17 protein-coding genes are annotated in these 14,815 nt (G+C 32.3%); 14 read left to right on the forward strand and 3 right to left on the reverse strand.

Going from position 1 to position 14,815, the window contains the following annotated elements; genetic code table 11:
• Positions 1-15: 15 nt before the first annotated feature.
• A complete protein-coding gene (locus tag IJL02_RS06115; RefSeq protein ID WP_292813116.1) occupies positions 16-723 on the reverse strand; it encodes an archaetidylserine synthase in 708 nt (235 codons plus the stop codon).
• A 387-nt stretch (positions 724-1,110) separates the two neighbouring features.
• On the opposite strand from IJL02_RS06115, the gene IJL02_RS06120 reads away from it, so the two are divergent.
• The 11 genes from IJL02_RS06120 to atwA all read left to right on the forward strand — a co-directional run bounded on the left by IJL02_RS06120 (position 1,111) and on the right by atwA (position 10,383).
• On the forward strand, positions 1,111-1,749 hold the full coding sequence (locus IJL02_RS06120) for a hypothetical protein (protein ID WP_292813119.1): 639 nt from the start codon (positions 1,111-1,113) through the stop codon (positions 1,747-1,749).
• A 2-nt stretch (positions 1,750-1,751) separates the two neighbouring features.
• Positions 1,752-2,825 carry a rod shape-determining protein gene (locus IJL02_RS06125; protein ID WP_292813122.1) on the forward strand — a complete coding sequence of 358 codons (1,074 nt, stop codon included), beginning with the start codon at positions 1,752-1,754 and terminating at the stop codon, positions 2,823-2,825.
• A 39-nt stretch (positions 2,826-2,864) separates the two neighbouring features.
• Positions 2,865-3,479, forward strand: a complete 615-nt coding sequence (gene rnhB, locus IJL02_RS06130; RefSeq protein ID WP_292813127.1) for a ribonuclease HII — start codon at positions 2,865-2,867, stop codon at positions 3,477-3,479.
• Positions 3,480-3,570: 91 nt separating this feature from the next.
• Positions 3,571-4,410 (forward strand): MotA/TolQ/ExbB proton channel family protein, encoded by an 840-nt coding sequence (locus IJL02_RS06135; RefSeq protein ID WP_292813131.1) that lies wholly within the window; start codon positions 3,571-3,573, stop codon positions 4,408-4,410.
• 8 nt (positions 4,411-4,418) lie between these two features.
• The gene (locus IJL02_RS06140; RefSeq protein WP_292813135.1) at positions 4,419-4,832 is read left to right on the forward strand and encodes a biopolymer transporter ExbD; all 414 of its coding nucleotides are present in this window, start codon (positions 4,419-4,421) and stop codon (positions 4,830-4,832) included.
• A 14-nt stretch (positions 4,833-4,846) separates the two neighbouring features.
• On the forward strand, positions 4,847-5,473 hold the full coding sequence (locus IJL02_RS06145; protein WP_292813140.1) for an IMP cyclohydrolase: 627 nt from the start codon (positions 4,847-4,849) through the stop codon (positions 5,471-5,473).
• 36 nt (positions 5,474-5,509) lie between these two features.
• Positions 5,510-6,274, forward strand: coding sequence for a coenzyme F420-0:L-glutamate ligase (locus tag IJL02_RS06150; protein WP_292813144.1), 765 nt, complete (start codon positions 5,510-5,512; stop codon positions 6,272-6,274).
• Positions 6,275-6,282: 8 nt separating this feature from the next.
• Complete coding sequence (cofD, locus tag IJL02_RS06155; RefSeq protein ID WP_292813148.1) at positions 6,283-7,188, forward strand: 2-phospho-L-lactate transferase; 906 nt, start codon at positions 6,283-6,285, stop codon at positions 7,186-7,188.
• 21 nt (positions 7,189-7,209) lie between these two features.
• Positions 7,210-7,971 (forward strand): GTP cyclohydrolase III, encoded by a 762-nt coding sequence (locus IJL02_RS06160; RefSeq protein WP_292813152.1) that lies wholly within the window; start codon positions 7,210-7,212, stop codon positions 7,969-7,971.
• A 29-nt stretch (positions 7,972-8,000) separates the two neighbouring features.
• Complete coding sequence (locus IJL02_RS06165; protein ID WP_342765175.1) at positions 8,001-8,711, forward strand: tRNA-dihydrouridine synthase; 711 nt, start codon at positions 8,001-8,003, stop codon at positions 8,709-8,711.
• A 73-nt stretch (positions 8,712-8,784) separates the two neighbouring features.
• Complete coding sequence (atwA, locus tag IJL02_RS06170) at positions 8,785-10,383, forward strand: methyl coenzyme M reductase system, component A2 (RefSeq protein WP_292813163.1); 1,599 nt, start codon at positions 8,785-8,787, stop codon at positions 10,381-10,383.
• A 6-nt stretch (positions 10,384-10,389) separates the two neighbouring features.
• On the opposite strand, the gene IJL02_RS06175 is transcribed toward atwA, so the two are convergent.
• The gene (locus tag IJL02_RS06175) at positions 10,390-11,082 is read right to left on the reverse strand and encodes a M48 family metallopeptidase (protein ID WP_292813168.1); all 693 of its coding nucleotides are present in this window, start codon (positions 11,080-11,082) and stop codon (positions 10,390-10,392) included.
• 207 nt (positions 11,083-11,289) lie between these two features.
• On the opposite strand from IJL02_RS06175, the gene IJL02_RS06180 reads away from it, so the two are divergent.
• Genes IJL02_RS06180 through hemA form a run of 3 tightly spaced genes read left to right on the forward strand, consistent with a single transcriptional unit; the run spans position 11,290 to position 13,590 of the window.
• Complete coding sequence (locus tag IJL02_RS06180; RefSeq protein WP_292813171.1) at positions 11,290-11,772, forward strand: methanogenesis marker 9 domain-containing protein; 483 nt, start codon at positions 11,290-11,292, stop codon at positions 11,770-11,772.
• A gap of 1 nt (position 11,773) precedes the next feature.
• Positions 11,774-12,394, forward strand: coding sequence for a bifunctional precorrin-2 dehydrogenase/sirohydrochlorin ferrochelatase (locus IJL02_RS06185; RefSeq protein ID WP_292813173.1), 621 nt, complete (start codon positions 11,774-11,776; stop codon positions 12,392-12,394).
• Positions 12,391-13,590, forward strand: coding sequence for a glutamyl-tRNA reductase (hemA, locus tag IJL02_RS06190; protein WP_292813176.1), 1,200 nt, complete (start codon positions 12,391-12,393; stop codon positions 13,588-13,590). The genes IJL02_RS06185 and hemA overlap by 4 nt, the downstream gene beginning before the upstream one ends.
• 8 nt (positions 13,591-13,598) lie before the next feature.
• Here hemA and IJL02_RS06195 read toward each other — a convergent pair whose 3' ends face one another.
• On the reverse strand, positions 13,599-14,723 hold the full coding sequence (locus IJL02_RS06195; RefSeq protein WP_292813179.1) for an AAA family ATPase: 1,125 nt from the start codon (positions 14,721-14,723) through the stop codon (positions 13,599-13,601).
• Positions 14,724-14,815: the final 92 nt, after the last annotated feature.

Below are 14,815 nucleotides of genomic sequence, written 5' to 3' on the forward strand. Positions count from 1 at the left end.
AGATGGTTAATTTAATTAGTATTGGATGTAATTTTTAATTAAATTAATTATAAGGTAGTATAAGCAGAATACTAACAATAATAGTGCTGGTATATTAATATTAAACATAACAAGTTTGAATGGAAGAATTAACAAGAATATTAGGATGCATGATATTGCAAGTATTGGAATATTGTCGAATTTGGGATAAATAATGGTACTTATCATAATTAAAGAGATGATTATGCTTAATGCTAAAGCAAGATATGGGTTATATATTCCACTTAAATATAATGTGGCAATTACAAATGCGATTCCAGGTATTGGGAATCCTATGAAATCTTTGGTATCGATTTCATCGGCAATTACATTATATCTTGTTAATCTTAAGACTCCACAAATAACAATTAATAAGCTAACTATTAGGCCAATTAGTTGAATATTGGGGGATGTGGTGTTAATAGTTGAATATACGAATACTGCTGGTGCAACACCAAAAGATACGACATCTGATAGGGAATCGATATTTTTTCCGAATCTTAATGTGTCTTGTCTGTTGGTTTTCCTTGCTACCCAACCATCTACTGAGTCAAACATTATTGCAAATATCATTAATAGGGCAGATAACTCAAAATTATTGTTGAGGGCATTTATTATTGATAAAAAGCCACAACTCATATTTAATAGAGATATTATGTCAGATATTGCTATAAATTTTTTAATATTTGTATCTTCAATTTTCATGTTTAACTCCAGTAATACTTTTTACTTCATATGTTATTAATTTTGTCTTTGTTTCTGCCTTATTTTTATTTATATTTGTTTTTAATTATTTATAAGTGTTGTTTCTTTATTGATTTGTTATTTTTTTTACTTTTTTAAAATTTACTTGGCATATAGGTATCTTTTTTTAATTAGTCAAAGTAACTATTTAGTTCTCTTTAAAATTTGAGATTTTTTGACTATTTTTGATAAATTACCAATTGAAAGATAAAATATATATAATAATATTTTTAATAAATATTAATTGTTAGACTATAAATTGATGACTGAAAATTCATTTATTCTTTTGAATTTTATGTTATCTGTTTTTAGTAACTGAATTAATATTAATGAATTGTGAGTAGTTAAATGATTGAAGATAATATTCGTGTTCTTAGACAAGCTGCAAGAGCCACATCAGATAAAGATTATAAAATCGAAAAAAATTGGTGTGTTATTGCAGGCAATGTCGAATTGATTGATGAAATGGCATATAAAGCTATTTTATCCAATGCTACTATAAAGATCTTATTCAGGGAACATGTAATATTAAAAGAAGGCAAATTGGATAAAAAATTTGATTTCATCATGCTTTATGGTAACTCTATTGTAATTAATGATTTCAAAGACATTACTAGAAGTGGTGGTGGTGCATATGTTCAGATATCTCGCAAATATTTGGCTGATGAGCCTAATATCATGGTTCTTGTTGGGCCGAATGATGTTGTTAAATATGTAGCATCTGCACTTGAGAAATCAAGAATTCAATTTAAAACTCTTCAGGAATCTCATACTACTAGTTTCATTGATGTTGATATAAATAATGAAGTTAGATTACCCAATTTCATAAAATCTGCTTTAAAACCTTTCTACAATGCAAATGAAGTTGTTTTAACAACTCTTGTAGTTTCAATTAAAAATGATGCAGACGTTGGGAAAGTTCAAAGCATAGCTACATCTAATAAAATATTCGTTATCGACTTTAAAGATATTGTAACGGAGGATTAACCATGAATATTTTCGGAAAAGACGAGGAAGAACCACAAGTTGATGATACTAGAGTCATTAGCAATAGTTTAGGAATTGATTTAGGAACTTTAAACACTGTAATTGCAAAACCTTCAGGAGATAAATTTGATTTATATCAAATTCCATCTGTTGTTGCAGTTAAAAAAGATGATCCATCAGAAGTTTTGGCTGTTGGTGAAGAAGCTAAAAGAATGCTTGGAAGAACTCCGGAAGACATTCTTGCAGTTAGACCTTTGAAAAAGGGAGTAATTGAGAATGTTGTACAAGCGCAAGCATTACTTATTAAAGCAATGCAAATCGGTATTAATGAAGGAGAAAGTGTTGGAAGGATAGTTATTGGTATTCCTGGTGATGCATCTGAAGTAGAAAAAAATGCTGCTGAAGAGATTGGTAGAAAAGCTGGTGCTCAAAATATATTGGTCATTAGTGAAGGATTAGCTGCAGCTATCGGTGCAGGTTTACCTATCGCAGAGCCAAATGGTACTATGGTTGTCGATATTGGTGCAGGTTCAACTGATGTCGTTGTAATTTCTCTTGGTGGTATAAATGATATTGAAACCGTTAGATGTGGTGGTGACGATATAGATAATAGAATTGTAGAACTTGTTGCAGAAAAATATGATGTAGCTATTGGTATTCATGATGCTGAATCTGCAAAAATTGAAGTGGGTATGGTTCATTGTTCAGAACAACTTGAAAACTTGAGTGTTGAGGTAATTGGTAAATCTTTAGAAACAAATAGGCCTAAAAAAGTTGTTATTGATTCAATGCTAGTTGCTGAAGCAGTAGAACCATATATGCAACAAATTGTAGGTGGCTTAAATATGATTTTGGAAAGATTATCTCCAGAATTGATGATGGGTGTTTACAATAATTCTGTTGCAGTTGGTGGAAGTTCCAGACTTCGTGGTTTAAAAGAAAGAATTTTCGATGAAATAGGAATTCCTATTGAAATTTCCGATGACCCGATGACTGTTGTAGCAAAAGGTACTGCAATTGTAGCTGCCGAACCTCTTGCATTAGAACCTGAAGTCCGTCTTAGGGCTATGAAATAAATAAATTTTTATTTATTTCTCTTTTTTTTATTGATTTTTATGGATATTTTAGGTATTGATGAAGCAGGCAGAGGTTCTGTTTTGGGACCTTTGGTTATTGCGGGCGTTGTTGTACCTGAAAAAATGGAAAAAGTTTTAGAGCGTATGGGAGTAAAGGATTCTAAAAGATTGGCTCCTCATAGGCGAACTATTTTATCTCGCAAACTTAAAAAGATGTTTGATTATGAGATTGTTGTTATTACTGCCCGTGAAATTGATGAGATGCGGGCTGAAGGAATCAATCTTAATGAAATAGAAAAAAATGCAATGGAATCTATTTTATTAAAAATGAAACCTGAAAAAGCAATAGTCGATGCTGTTGATGTTAAAGCAGAACGTTTTCAGGAAAATCTTTGCAAAGACACTGGTGTTAATGTTATAGCTGAACATAAGGCTGATGATAAATATATTGAAGTGAGTGCGGCTTCAATCATTGCTAAAGCTGAAAGGGATAATCAAATTTCGCAAATCAACAAGGAATTCATTAAATCCGGAGGAATTGGTTCGGGTTATCCTTCTGACCCAAAAACAAAGGAATTCTTAACTCATTATTCGTATGATGAAATGCCTGATTTTGTAAGAAGGTCATGGGCGACTGTAGCTAAATTGAGATAATTCATCTTTTTTTTAAATAATATTTAAGTATATGAATTAATAAATTTATTTTTATAAACTTTTCGATAATAATAGTATATAGAGGATGAAAATGATTATTGAATATATTGCTCCACTTCTTGATGGGATTGTGGATATCTTCACTCAAGGTGGAATTATTACTTACATAATTCTTTTTGTTGGAATTTATGGTATTGTTATTTCAATAAGAAAAATTGCTTATCTTAGAAGAATCAGCAAAGTTGATACAACTGAGATATTTGGCGTTGTTACTGCATCCATGGAAAGAGGTGGTGCAGTTGAAGCTCTTAAACAAATTAACGGTTTTAAAAACCCTATTTCTAAAATTATTTCTGAAACTTTAAAGATTGGATATAAAAATAAAACAGAAGTTGAAGAAAGTATGGAGCAAATTTTCATTGTTGAAGTGGCAAAAATGACTAAAGGATTGAGTACTATTAAAACCATTACGGAGCTTGCTCCTTTTTTAGGTTTGATTGGTACTGTTATAGGTATTTGGATGACATTTAAATCATTGGGGGTTCATCCGGACTCCGCAGCCATGGCTGAAGGTATTTACGTTGCTTTAACAACAACAATTATGGGACTTTTAGTGGCTATTATATTGTTGCCTATTTATACTTATATCCAGGGGCTTATTGAATCTGAAATGGATAAAATTGAGCTTGCTACAAAAATGACTAATTGGGGATTTGCAGTTGTTAAAGTTAGGGTGGATTCCAATGTCGAATGTGCACTTGAAGCCCTTCAGGAAGCTGAAGGTGTTGTAAATACAAGATTAATTTCAGATCCTTATGCTAATATTAAGGTTTCATTTAAACCTAGTATGTTAGATAAAAGTATTTCAAATATTATTTTAGAAAAATGTAATGTTAATGCTGAAATTACTGAAAGTAAACTTAAACAATAGGTGATTTGATGGCTATTGATGTTAGAGGCTATAAAAAGAAAGTTTTAGACCAAAAACCAAGTATTAATCTGGTTCCTTTCATTGATATTCTATTTACAATCATGATTTTTCTAGTGGTTACAAGTAATTTTTCAGCTACTGATGTTCAAACTGATGATTCTAGTGTTGCAGATGGTGCAACTGGAAAACCAAATGTTACTGATGTTTCTGGTGATGCACAATACTATGTTATGCCTGTAGCTAATTTACATAAAGTTACAGTTAATGGTGTTGATAAGTCAGACACGATATCGGGCAGTTCAGTTGGTGTTCTAGGAAAAGTAATCGACCAAGGACAGATTTCTATTAAACCTGGTGAAATAGATATTAAAACTCCTGCGGGAGTCTCTCCAGATGAAGCTGTTCAACGTCCTGAAGTATAATTGGGGGAACAAAATTGTATACAGGTAGAATTTTATCAACAGGAATGAATAATGACGGAAAACCTTTTGTGGCATATCGTGTTTCAAGCAGATCATTTCCAAACAGACAATGTTTGAAATTTGAAAATCGTGCAGCGATTGTTCCGAAAGAAGGTTTTGAAAAGGATATTTATGAGAACACATATATCACATACAATTGTATTCGTATTGTAAGGGATATGGCAATTGTGTCTAATGGTTCTCATACTGATGTTATAGCAGATAAAATTGCTTTAGGAATGAATATCAAGGATGCTATTGCATATTCATTGCTTACTATGGATTATGAAAAAGATGATTATCATACTCCAAGAATTGCTGCTGTTGTCACATCAACCAATAAAAAAGATGAATATGGCTGTTATGTTGGAATTGCTAATGATAAAAAATTGTTAGTGGAGCAAATTCCTTATGGGGATGCGGTATTTATTTCAACTTATGGAAGTCAGGTGCATGATTTAGTTGAGTTTGAAGCAAAAACAGCTACTGAATCTGCTAAATTTATTTTTGATGAAGGTACTTTTGCAAATTATAAAAAGCCAGTAACTTCATGTGCGGCTGTTTTTGATGGAGAATGGACTATTGATGTCTATAATCCATAATTTTTTATTTTTTTTTAAAATTTTTTAGAGGATATTATGACTATTGAATTAATTGGCTTAGAGAATATTCCTATTGTTGATGACAATGATGATATTTCAAAAATTGTTAAAGAGGCAATAGATAAGCAGGGTTGTTTAATTAATCACGGGGATATTATTTTAATCGCAGAAACTTTAATTTCAAAAGCTGAAGGTAATTTTATTGAATTAGATGGTTTGACCCCATCCGATGAAGCTTTTGAGTTGGCTGAAAAAGCTAATAAAGATCCAAAACTCGTTGAAGCTATTATCCAACAATCAAATGAGATTGTTGAAGTTGGTCCCAGTTTTATTATTACTGAAACAAAACAGGGATTTGTTTGTGCAAATGCTGGAATTGACGAATCAAATGTCGGTGAAGGTTTAGCTACTCCTATGCCTGTTAATGCAGACAAATCTGCTTTTGAAATTCGAGAATATTTGGAAAATGAGTTTGGCGAAGAAATTGCTGTAATTATAACTGATACTCAAGGAAGGGCATTTAGATTTGGAGCTATTGGGACTGCTATTGGATGTTCTGGAATTTCTCCTCTCTGGAAAAGAGTCGGTGAAAAAGATTTATACGGTCGTGAACTTGAAACTACTGAAATTGCAACTGCCGATGAATTGGCTGCTGCAGCATCTCTTATTATGGGACAAGCAGATGAGGGGCTGCCTGTTGTAATTGTAAGGGGATTCAGTAATTTTGATGATTTGAGAAATGTTGATTCAGATATTTCTCCGTTAATCATGCCAAAGGAATTTGATGTATTTAGAAAATAAGTGGTTTTATGATTACAGTTTTATCGGGGGGCACAGGAACCCCAAAATTATTGCAGGGTTTAAAAGAAATAATTGATCCTGCTGAATTAACTATTATTGTTAATACATTGGAAAATGATTATTTTGCAGGAGTTTATGTTTCTGCAGATATTGACACTGTTTTATATACGATGGCTGATTTAATCAATGAGGAATTGTGGTATGGTATTAAAGATGATACTTTTATCACTCATGAAAGGCTTGAAGAGATAGGATGTTCTGAACTGTTGAGAATAGGTGATAAGGACAGAGCAACCAAAATACAAAAAACATTATTGATGGAAAAATATGATTTGGCGAAAGCCTGTGAGATTCAAGCGAAAAATATGGGTTTGACATCAAAAATTATTCCCATGAGTAATGAACACTCTGACATTAAAATAGTCACTGACATTGGTGAATTGGAATTTCATGATTTTTTAATTAAACATCGCTCCGAACCTAAAGTGTTGGATGTTAAGTTTTCCAGTGTGGCTCCAGCTTCAGGAATAATTGATGCGATAAATAATTCTGATGCGGTTATAATAGGTCCATCAAATCCAATTACTTCAATTTCACCGATTTTGTCTCTTGAAGGAGTAAGGGAAGCTTTAAAAAATGCTTATGTAGTTGCTGTTTCTCCAATTATTGGTTCGGGTGCAGTTTCGGGTCCTGCAAGCAAATTTATGGAAGCACTTAATGTAGATGTTTCTGCAATAGGTGTTGCATCACTATATCAGGATTTTTTAGATGCTCTTGTAATTGATACAAAAGATGACGATAAGAAAGTTGAGGTAAATCAAATAATTAATAAGGTAATAGTTACAAATACTATAATGAATAATTTAGATGCTAAAAAAAATTTGGCTAAAATTATTATTGAAAATATTCCTTAATATTTAATAGGCGGTTATTCAATGATACAAATGACTTTAATACAAATTGACAATTATGGTCCTTGGACTGTTACTCCAAGGCCGAGAACTGAATCTGATTTACAAATGCTTCAGGCAAATTTATTTGCTGATTTAAATAATCATTTTGGGAATAAAAAAGGTTTAGTTTTCTTTACAAGATTCGATAATTTACTTGCAATTTCAAATGGTCTTGATGAAGAAGATCATTTAAGAATTCAAAGATCTATTAGAAACAGATACCCTATCACTATAAGTATGGGTGTAGGTGCTGCTGAAACTCCACATGAAGCTCAAAAATTAGCTACTATTGCTCTTCAAAAAGCAGGAAGCGCTCAATCAGGTGAAAGAAAGGAGATTTTAGCTATCGATAGTTTAGTAAGTGAAGAAGATAGTTTCGTTCAAGCAGCACATATAGACATTAACAGTGTCACTGAAACTTTGACTGATATAGAATCAGCATTTGATACAAGTTTTATGGTTAATAAGGCTCAGCATTATTTAATGACAAAATTGATTAAAAAAGGAGCATTATTGTTCTTCATCGGTGGAGACAACTTCATGTCCCCATGTAATGGTTTATCCGAAAAGGAAATCGAAGATATCATGGTTGAAATTGATGAAGAAATTGGCATTAAACTTAAAGCAGGTATTGGAAGAGGCAAAAACGCTGAAGATGCTGCTTATATGGCTGATATAGGTCTTGAAGAAATTCGTGCCCACAATAATGAAATGTGGACTTGGGTAATCGAAAAAGAATATTGAGGATTTTCATGCTTAAAGTAGTTGCACCGATGGCCGGAATAACTGATGCTAATTTTTTAAATAAAGTTATTCCATTTGGTTTTAACGTAGCTACTTTGGGTGGATATAGTTTAGATGCTCCAACTATTGAAGCAAGTAAAAGAATCATTGAAAGGGGAAGAAAAGAATTTGATTTTCCTTTAGATGAAATTTATTCTCATATTGAAAACGAGGTTGCTTCAATAAAAAGTGTTCATAGTGATGTAAAAGTGTCTGCTAATGTAAGATCAACTACTCCTCAACCAATAATTGATGTCGGCAATATTCCTGATTTGGATATTGTTGAAATTAATTGTCATTGCCGCCAAGATGAAATTTTAAGTATTGGTTGTGGGCAGGAAATGCTAAAAAGGCAGGACTTACAAGATTTTGTTTCTCAAGTTGTGGATAATGTTAGCTGTGAAGTTTCAGTTAAGATTCGTGCTAATGTTGAAGGTGTTAATACTTTAGACATTGCTTGTTTAATTGAAGATGCTGGCGCTGATTATTTACATATTGATGCTATGAAAAAAGGAGTTTTCGATGCAGATTATAATCTTTTAAAAGATATATGTAATAATGTTCACATTCAAGTTATTGGAAATAATTCTGTTAATAGTGATGTTAATGTTAAAAAAATGATTGAAACTGGTGTAAACGGTTTTTCAATAGCTCGTGGAGTTATTTCTGGTAATTTAGATTTTAATATTTCTGATTTTTAATATTTTTAAAACAATTGTTATTAGAAAACATTATTAATAGTTTAAAATAAAAATAGTTTCAATAGGTGATTACATGGATTTTATAACTCTTAAGAATATTACAAAAACTTTTGATGGTGTCGATGTTCTTAAAGATATTAATTTGAAGATCAATGAAGGAGAGACTTTAGGTATATTAGGGAGAAGTGGAAGTGGAAAATCTGTTTTAATCAACATGCTCAGAGGTACAAAGGATTACATGCCTGACGGAGGTCAAATATTGATTAATGTTGCAATCTGTCCGGAATGTGGTCTTGTTGATTCACCTTCTCATGACGGTAAAAAATGCAGTTGCGGAGCAACATTTAAAACTCAGGAAGTAGATTTCTTCAATTGTGAACGAAAATTATTCGCAAGTATTAAAAGAAGAATTTCCATTATGTTACAACGTAACTTCGCGTTATATGATGAGGAAACTGTTATTGAGAATGTCATGAGAGCAATGGGTGATGACAAAGAATATGAAGAGAAAATTTACTTTGCTTTGGAATTATTAGAAATGGTTCAGATGAACCACAGGATTACTCATATTGCACGTGACTTGAGTGGGGGAGAAAAACAAAGAGTTGTACTTGCAAGGCAATTAGCTAAAAATCCAATGATGTTTTTAGCAGACGAGCCAACTGGTACTTTAGATCCACAAACTGCAGTAAAACTTCACAACACTTTAAAAGAAGGTGTAAAAGATGAAGGAATTACCATGTTAATCACATCTCACTGGCCTGAAGTAATGGTTGAACTTGCTGATAGTGTAATTTGGTTGGAAGATGGTCAAATTAAACAAGAGGGCAATCCTCAAGAAGTTGTAGACAGCTTCATGGAAACAGTTCCTATTCCTGAAAAACCTGAAATCCCTGAATTTGGTGAACCGGAAGTTGTTCTTGAAGATGTTAAAAAACATTATTATTCTATCGAACGTGGTGTTGTAAAAGCTGTTGACGGAATAAGTCTAACTATCAATAAAGAAGAAATCTTCGGTATTGTTGGATTAAGTGGTTCTGGTAAAACAACTACTACCCGTATGTTAATGGGATTAACTGAGCCAAGTAGTGGTGATATTCAAATTAAACTTGGTGATGAATGGATTGACATGACTAAAGTCGGTCCACTTAATCGTGGTCGTATCATGCCTTATATAGGCTTATTGCATCAGGAATATTCATTATATCCTCACAGAACAATTTTAGGTAACTTGACTGATGCTATTAGTTTAAACTTACCTGCTGAGTTCGGTAAAATGAAAGCGGTTCATGCATTAACTACCGTGGGGTTCACTGATGTTAATGCTCAATCTATTTTGGATAAATATCCTGACCAGTTAAGTGTAGGAGAAAAGCACAGGGTTGCACTTGCTCAAGTTTTAATTAAAGAACCTAATTTAATCGTGTTGGATGAACCAACCGGTACAATGGACCCTGTTACTCGTGTTGTTGTAACTGATTCTATTCTTAAAGCTCGTGCTGAATTAGAACAAACATTCATTATTATTTCTCACGATATGGATTTCGTGTTAGATGTTTGTGACAGGGCAGCTTTAATGAGGGGAGGTAAACTCCTGGATATAGGCACTCCTGAAGAAATAGTCGATAAATTAACTGTAGATGAAAAAGAAGACATGCTTAAAGAACATTAATTCTTCTTATTCATTTAATATTTTTTTTATTTTTTTCCAATTCGGACAAAAATCGTCCATTAATTCTTTAAATTTTTTGCCATGATTGAATTCTATCAGATGGCACAGTTCATGAATCATCACATACTCCAAACATATTGGATCTTTTTTTGCTAGATTTAGATTAAGTGTAATTCTTTTATCCTGATATCTGCAGTTTCCCCAATTTTTCATATTTCTTATTTTGACTTCTGAAGGTTTTTTTCCAACGATTTTTACGCATTTTTCTAAAACCGGAGGGATTGCTTTTTTCAGTTCTAATCTGTAAAATTCAGCCAGTATTTTTCTTCTCTTTTCAATGGTGCTTCTTTTAGGGACCGGCAAATATAATATTGATTTTTCTTTATCTACTAAAACCTGTTTAATGTTTTCATTTGAAATCAATTGCAAAGTATATTCATTTCCCCACAAAAAATGTTTTTCGCTATTAACATATTTCAAAGGTGCTTTAATGCCATTTTTCAAAATCAGGTCCTGTTTTTTTAAAATCCATTCTTTTTTGGACTTTACAAAATTGGTTATTTCCTCATCGGATAAATATAATGGGGCAGATATTTTAACTTCGCCGTCTGGCGGTAAAATGCGCAGATACATATTTTTAATATTCTTGCGGTATAATGTGAGGGTTATACCTTCAATTAGCACTGTTTCTTTTGACATTTTAAAACCTAATCTGGTTTAATCTTAATATTTTTTTATTTTTGAACCATTGCTTTGGAAAAGCCGGTGAATTCTTGCACAAATATGTTAATATTTTGAAGGTTATATATTTTCCTCACAAAAAGATTATATATTCTTAGTTAAAATAAATTATATTATTATTTTATAAATATTACGTATTATATTAAATTATTTTGGAGGTTTATTATGACTTGGGAAGATGCACCATCTCATATTTGCAGGGGTGGGGATGTTAGAGGATTGGCTTTTTGCTGCCCTCCAGTTAAACCATGTCCGGTATTAAATGCATTACAGGAAGTAAACTTAACTCCTCAAGAGTATATTGATATTAAGATTCAATTCGGTAAAGAAACTAGATTAGGTGAAGGCGCAGGGACCTGTTTCGGTTCTCTTATTTGGTGCTGTAAGCCATCAAAACCTTGTCCGTTAAGGGATATGACTTTAAGAAATATGGGAATGAGTCATGATGAATACTTGGACTTAAAAAAAGAGTTATCCGAAAGGTTGGTCGGTGTTAAAAAACCGGATCCTGATGAAAAAGCAGAAGCATTGGCTGAAACATTTCATGTAAGTAAATTGGAAGCTATGAATGTTTTAACTGAATGCAATAATGATTTGAGGGCAGCTGTAAAAGTTTTACATGCAAGGTCTCTTGAAAATTCTGATTAAAATGGATTGGACTTCTCTTTATTTAAAAACATCTAATTTAAATGTTTTTATTTTAGGTACAGGTGAGGTTGCAACCAGGCGCGCTAATAAATTTTTAGACCATGGGGCTAATGTCAGGTTGGCTGGAAATCACTTGTCAGAAGATTTAGAACATAAAGGGGCTGTTTTATGTTCAACTGATGATGCTGATGATTTGGTCAAGTGGGCTGATTTGGTAGTTGTTGCCAGTGGTGATGAAGAGTTGTCCGAATATGTTTGCGGAATAGCTCAAAATAAATTGGTTAATAGAGCAGATTTTCCGCATAAAGGGGATGTAATTGTTCCAACAAGTTTCAATATAGGAGAAATTGAAATATCTATTTTTACAAACGGCAAAAGCCCATTGATGGCTCGTCAATTAAGAAAGAAAATTCAATCAATAATCACTGAAGAAGATATCTTAAAAATCGAACTTCAGGATTATGCACGTTCCATTTTAAAAGAAAATATTGAAAATCAGAAAGATAGGCGAAAATATCTTTATGAAATTTTTGAAGATGAAACTATCAACGATTTGATTGATGATGGAAAAATTGATGATGCTAAAATTTATATTGATAATTTAATAAGGGGATTAGAGTGATACTTAATTTAAGAGTTGACCATAAAATGGCAAATATTCAGTCAATGGAAAGCATTTCCAAAGATATGGATGAACTGTTCTGGAAATTGCAGGAGAAATATTCCATAAATGAATTTGTTGAAATTTCAACATGCAATAGGAAAGAATATTATATCAGTAACGATTATATTTCAGAGGATGATGAATTATTGTCTCATGAAAATCAGAGTATTGTAATTGAATATGGTCCCTCAGCTGTTATGCATCTGTTGCGAATGACTTCAGGTTTAGAGTCAATGATTGTTGGTGAAGATCAAATCTTGGGTCAGGTTAAGGATGCAAAGCATAAAGCTTCAAAAGAACATCACTGCGGTAAGGCTCTTGACACTATTTTTACAAAAGCAATTCATGTTGGCCAGGTTGTAAGAAACAAAACTAAAATCAATAAGGGATCAGTTTCCATTGGCTCTGCAGCAATTGACCTTGCTGAAAAGCACATGGGCAGTTTGGATGACAAGTCTGTTTTGGTCATTGGTGCTGGAAAGATGGGCAGGTTAGTTGCTAAGGCACTTGCTGAAAAAGATTTGAATGCTATTTTTGTTGCAAATAGGACTTATTATGTTGCTGTTGATTTGGCAAAAGATTTGGGTGGGGAAGCTATTCTTTTTAATGAACTGGAAGATTATTTGGCTACTGCCGATTTGGTAATCAGTGCAACCAGCGCTCCTCATGCCATTATTGACAAGGAACGTCTTTTAGGTATTGAAAGAGATTATAATAACTTAATGATGGTTGATATTGCAAATCCTCGTGATATTTCTGAAGATGTTTGTGAATTGGGTGTTAAATCATTTAATATTGATGACTTAAGGGAAATCGCTGATGAGAATACTAGTCTTAGAATTAAGGAATTTGGTGAAGCAGAAAATATCATCGATGAAGAGTTCATTTTGCTTAAAGAAACCTTTAAAATAATGGAAGTTGATGAACTTCTTGGTAATTTAAGAGCATCTATGGAAGAGATAAGACAACGTGAAACTCAAAAAGCTAGTCTTAAGCTGGCTGATGTAGATGGTAGCGCAAAAATTCTGAATAATTTAACCAACTCAATTGTCAATAAGATATTTTTTGATATTTCAAAAAAAGTTAAAGTTGCTGCAAAAGATGAAAATAAACAAATCATTGAAGCAGCAGAGTATATTTTTAATTCAGATTAAAGGAATATCTATTCAAACATTCCTTTAACATCACTGTTTTTAATTTTTGTTGAATCTAGGGCATAATCAATATTTTGCATTCTGATTATGCTGTCGTCATTAGCTATTGCATTGTGAAGAGCAGTTTTAAGAACTTTTTCTTTTATGTCTCTTCCGGACAATCCTTTTGTAACTTTTATAAGTTTGTTTAAATCAAGTTCATATTTTAAAGGCATGGTTTTCAAATTATTTTCTATAATAGCTAATCTTTCCTCATCATTTGGCAATTTGAATTCAATTTCTTCTTCGAATCTGCTTCTTACAGCATAATCCAATGAAGTAGGATTGTTGGTTGCTCCAATTGTTATTACAGATTCATTTTCACTTATTCCATCCATTTCGGTTAAAAGTGAATTTACTATTTCTGAAACGTCTCCTCTCAATGATTGAAAAGATCTGTGAAGTGCAATTGCATCGATTTCATCAATAAATATTATGGATGGTGAATTTTCACTGGCTTTTTTAAACAAATCATGAATTTTAGATGCACCATCGCCGACATGGTCTCCTATTAATGATGTTGCCTTAATTAAATACAATGGGACTTCAAGCTCATTGGCAAGTGCCTTTACAAGCATGGTTTTACCTGTACCTGGAAGTCCGTAAAACAATATATTTTTTGGAGCCCATGGTCCGAATGTTTCTGGACTTTCCAAATATTTTGTAATGACCTTAACTTTATTTTTGGCATTTTCCTGGCCAATGATATCTGAAAGGTGTAAATTTGATTTGATTTTTGTATTGTCCTTTAGTTTATTCAATTCATCGGTAATTATTTTAATTCTTGTTTTTTCAGAAATTATGGAATTATTTGGTTTTGCAGTTACAATTTCAAAACCATAATCTGGGATGATTTTTTGATCAAACAAATGTGAATTTTCACATACGACCAGTCCCAACCACTGTTCACGTGCATATTCTTCAAATAAATCTTTGTTGGTAATTTCTATATCCTCATCCATCAAATTAAATTCAAATGGATAACCGACTGGTTTAAGTACAACAAGCTCTGCATAATCCTTATTTTCATTTTCTTTAATGACTGGCTTTGTGTTAACTGATTTTAGTTCTTGTTTTTTGCTATCGTTTTTCAAATCATCACCTCCTAAACCTCATTTTTTAACATTTTTCTTATTTGTTTTAATTATTTAAATACTTGTTGAAAGTAATATATGTTTAATTGGGA

The organism is Methanobrevibacter sp. (genome assembly GCF_017427765.1).
Lineage (GTDB): Archaea > Methanobacteriota > Methanobacteria > Methanobacteriales > Methanobacteriaceae > Methanocatella.

Bases quoted from the DNA above. Each gene is read 5' to 3' on its own strand.
- IJL02_RS06175 (WP_292813168.1), bottom strand. From the start codon at position 11,082: ATGTCAAAAGAAACAGTGCTAATTGAAGGTATAACCCTCACATTATAC.
- IJL02_RS06150 (WP_292813144.1), top strand. From the start codon at position 5,510: ATGACTATTGAATTAATTGGCTTAGAGAATATTCCTATTGTTGATGAC.
- IJL02_RS06165 (WP_342765175.1), top strand. From the start codon at position 8,001: ATGGCCGGAATAACTGATGCTAATTTTTTAAATAAAGTTATTCCATTT.
- atwA (WP_292813163.1), top strand. From the start codon at position 8,785: ATGGATTTTATAACTCTTAAGAATATTACAAAAACTTTTGATGGTGTC.
- IJL02_RS06120 (WP_292813119.1), top strand. From the start codon at position 1,111: ATGATTGAAGATAATATTCGTGTTCTTAGACAAGCTGCAAGAGCCACA.
- IJL02_RS06135 (WP_292813131.1), top strand. From the start codon at position 3,571: ATGATTATTGAATATATTGCTCCACTTCTTGATGGGATTGTGGATATC.
- IJL02_RS06140 (WP_292813135.1), top strand. From the start codon at position 4,419: ATGGCTATTGATGTTAGAGGCTATAAAAAGAAAGTTTTAGACCAAAAA.
- rnhB (WP_292813127.1), top strand. From the start codon at position 2,865: ATGGATATTTTAGGTATTGATGAAGCAGGCAGAGGTTCTGTTTTGGGA.
- IJL02_RS06185 (WP_292813173.1), top strand. From the start codon at position 11,774: ATGGATTGGACTTCTCTTTATTTAAAAACATCTAATTTAAATGTTTTT.
- IJL02_RS06160 (WP_292813152.1), top strand. From the start codon at position 7,210: ATGATACAAATGACTTTAATACAAATTGACAATTATGGTCCTTGGACT.
- IJL02_RS06180 (WP_292813171.1), top strand. From the start codon at position 11,290: ATGACTTGGGAAGATGCACCATCTCATATTTGCAGGGGTGGGGATGTT.
- IJL02_RS06115 (WP_292813116.1), bottom strand. From the start codon at position 723: ATGAAAATTGAAGATACAAATATTAAAAAATTTATAGCAATATCTGAC.
- IJL02_RS06125 (WP_292813122.1), top strand. From the start codon at position 1,752: ATGAATATTTTCGGAAAAGACGAGGAAGAACCACAAGTTGATGATACT.
- cofD (WP_292813148.1), top strand. From the start codon at position 6,283: ATGATTACAGTTTTATCGGGGGGCACAGGAACCCCAAAATTATTGCAG.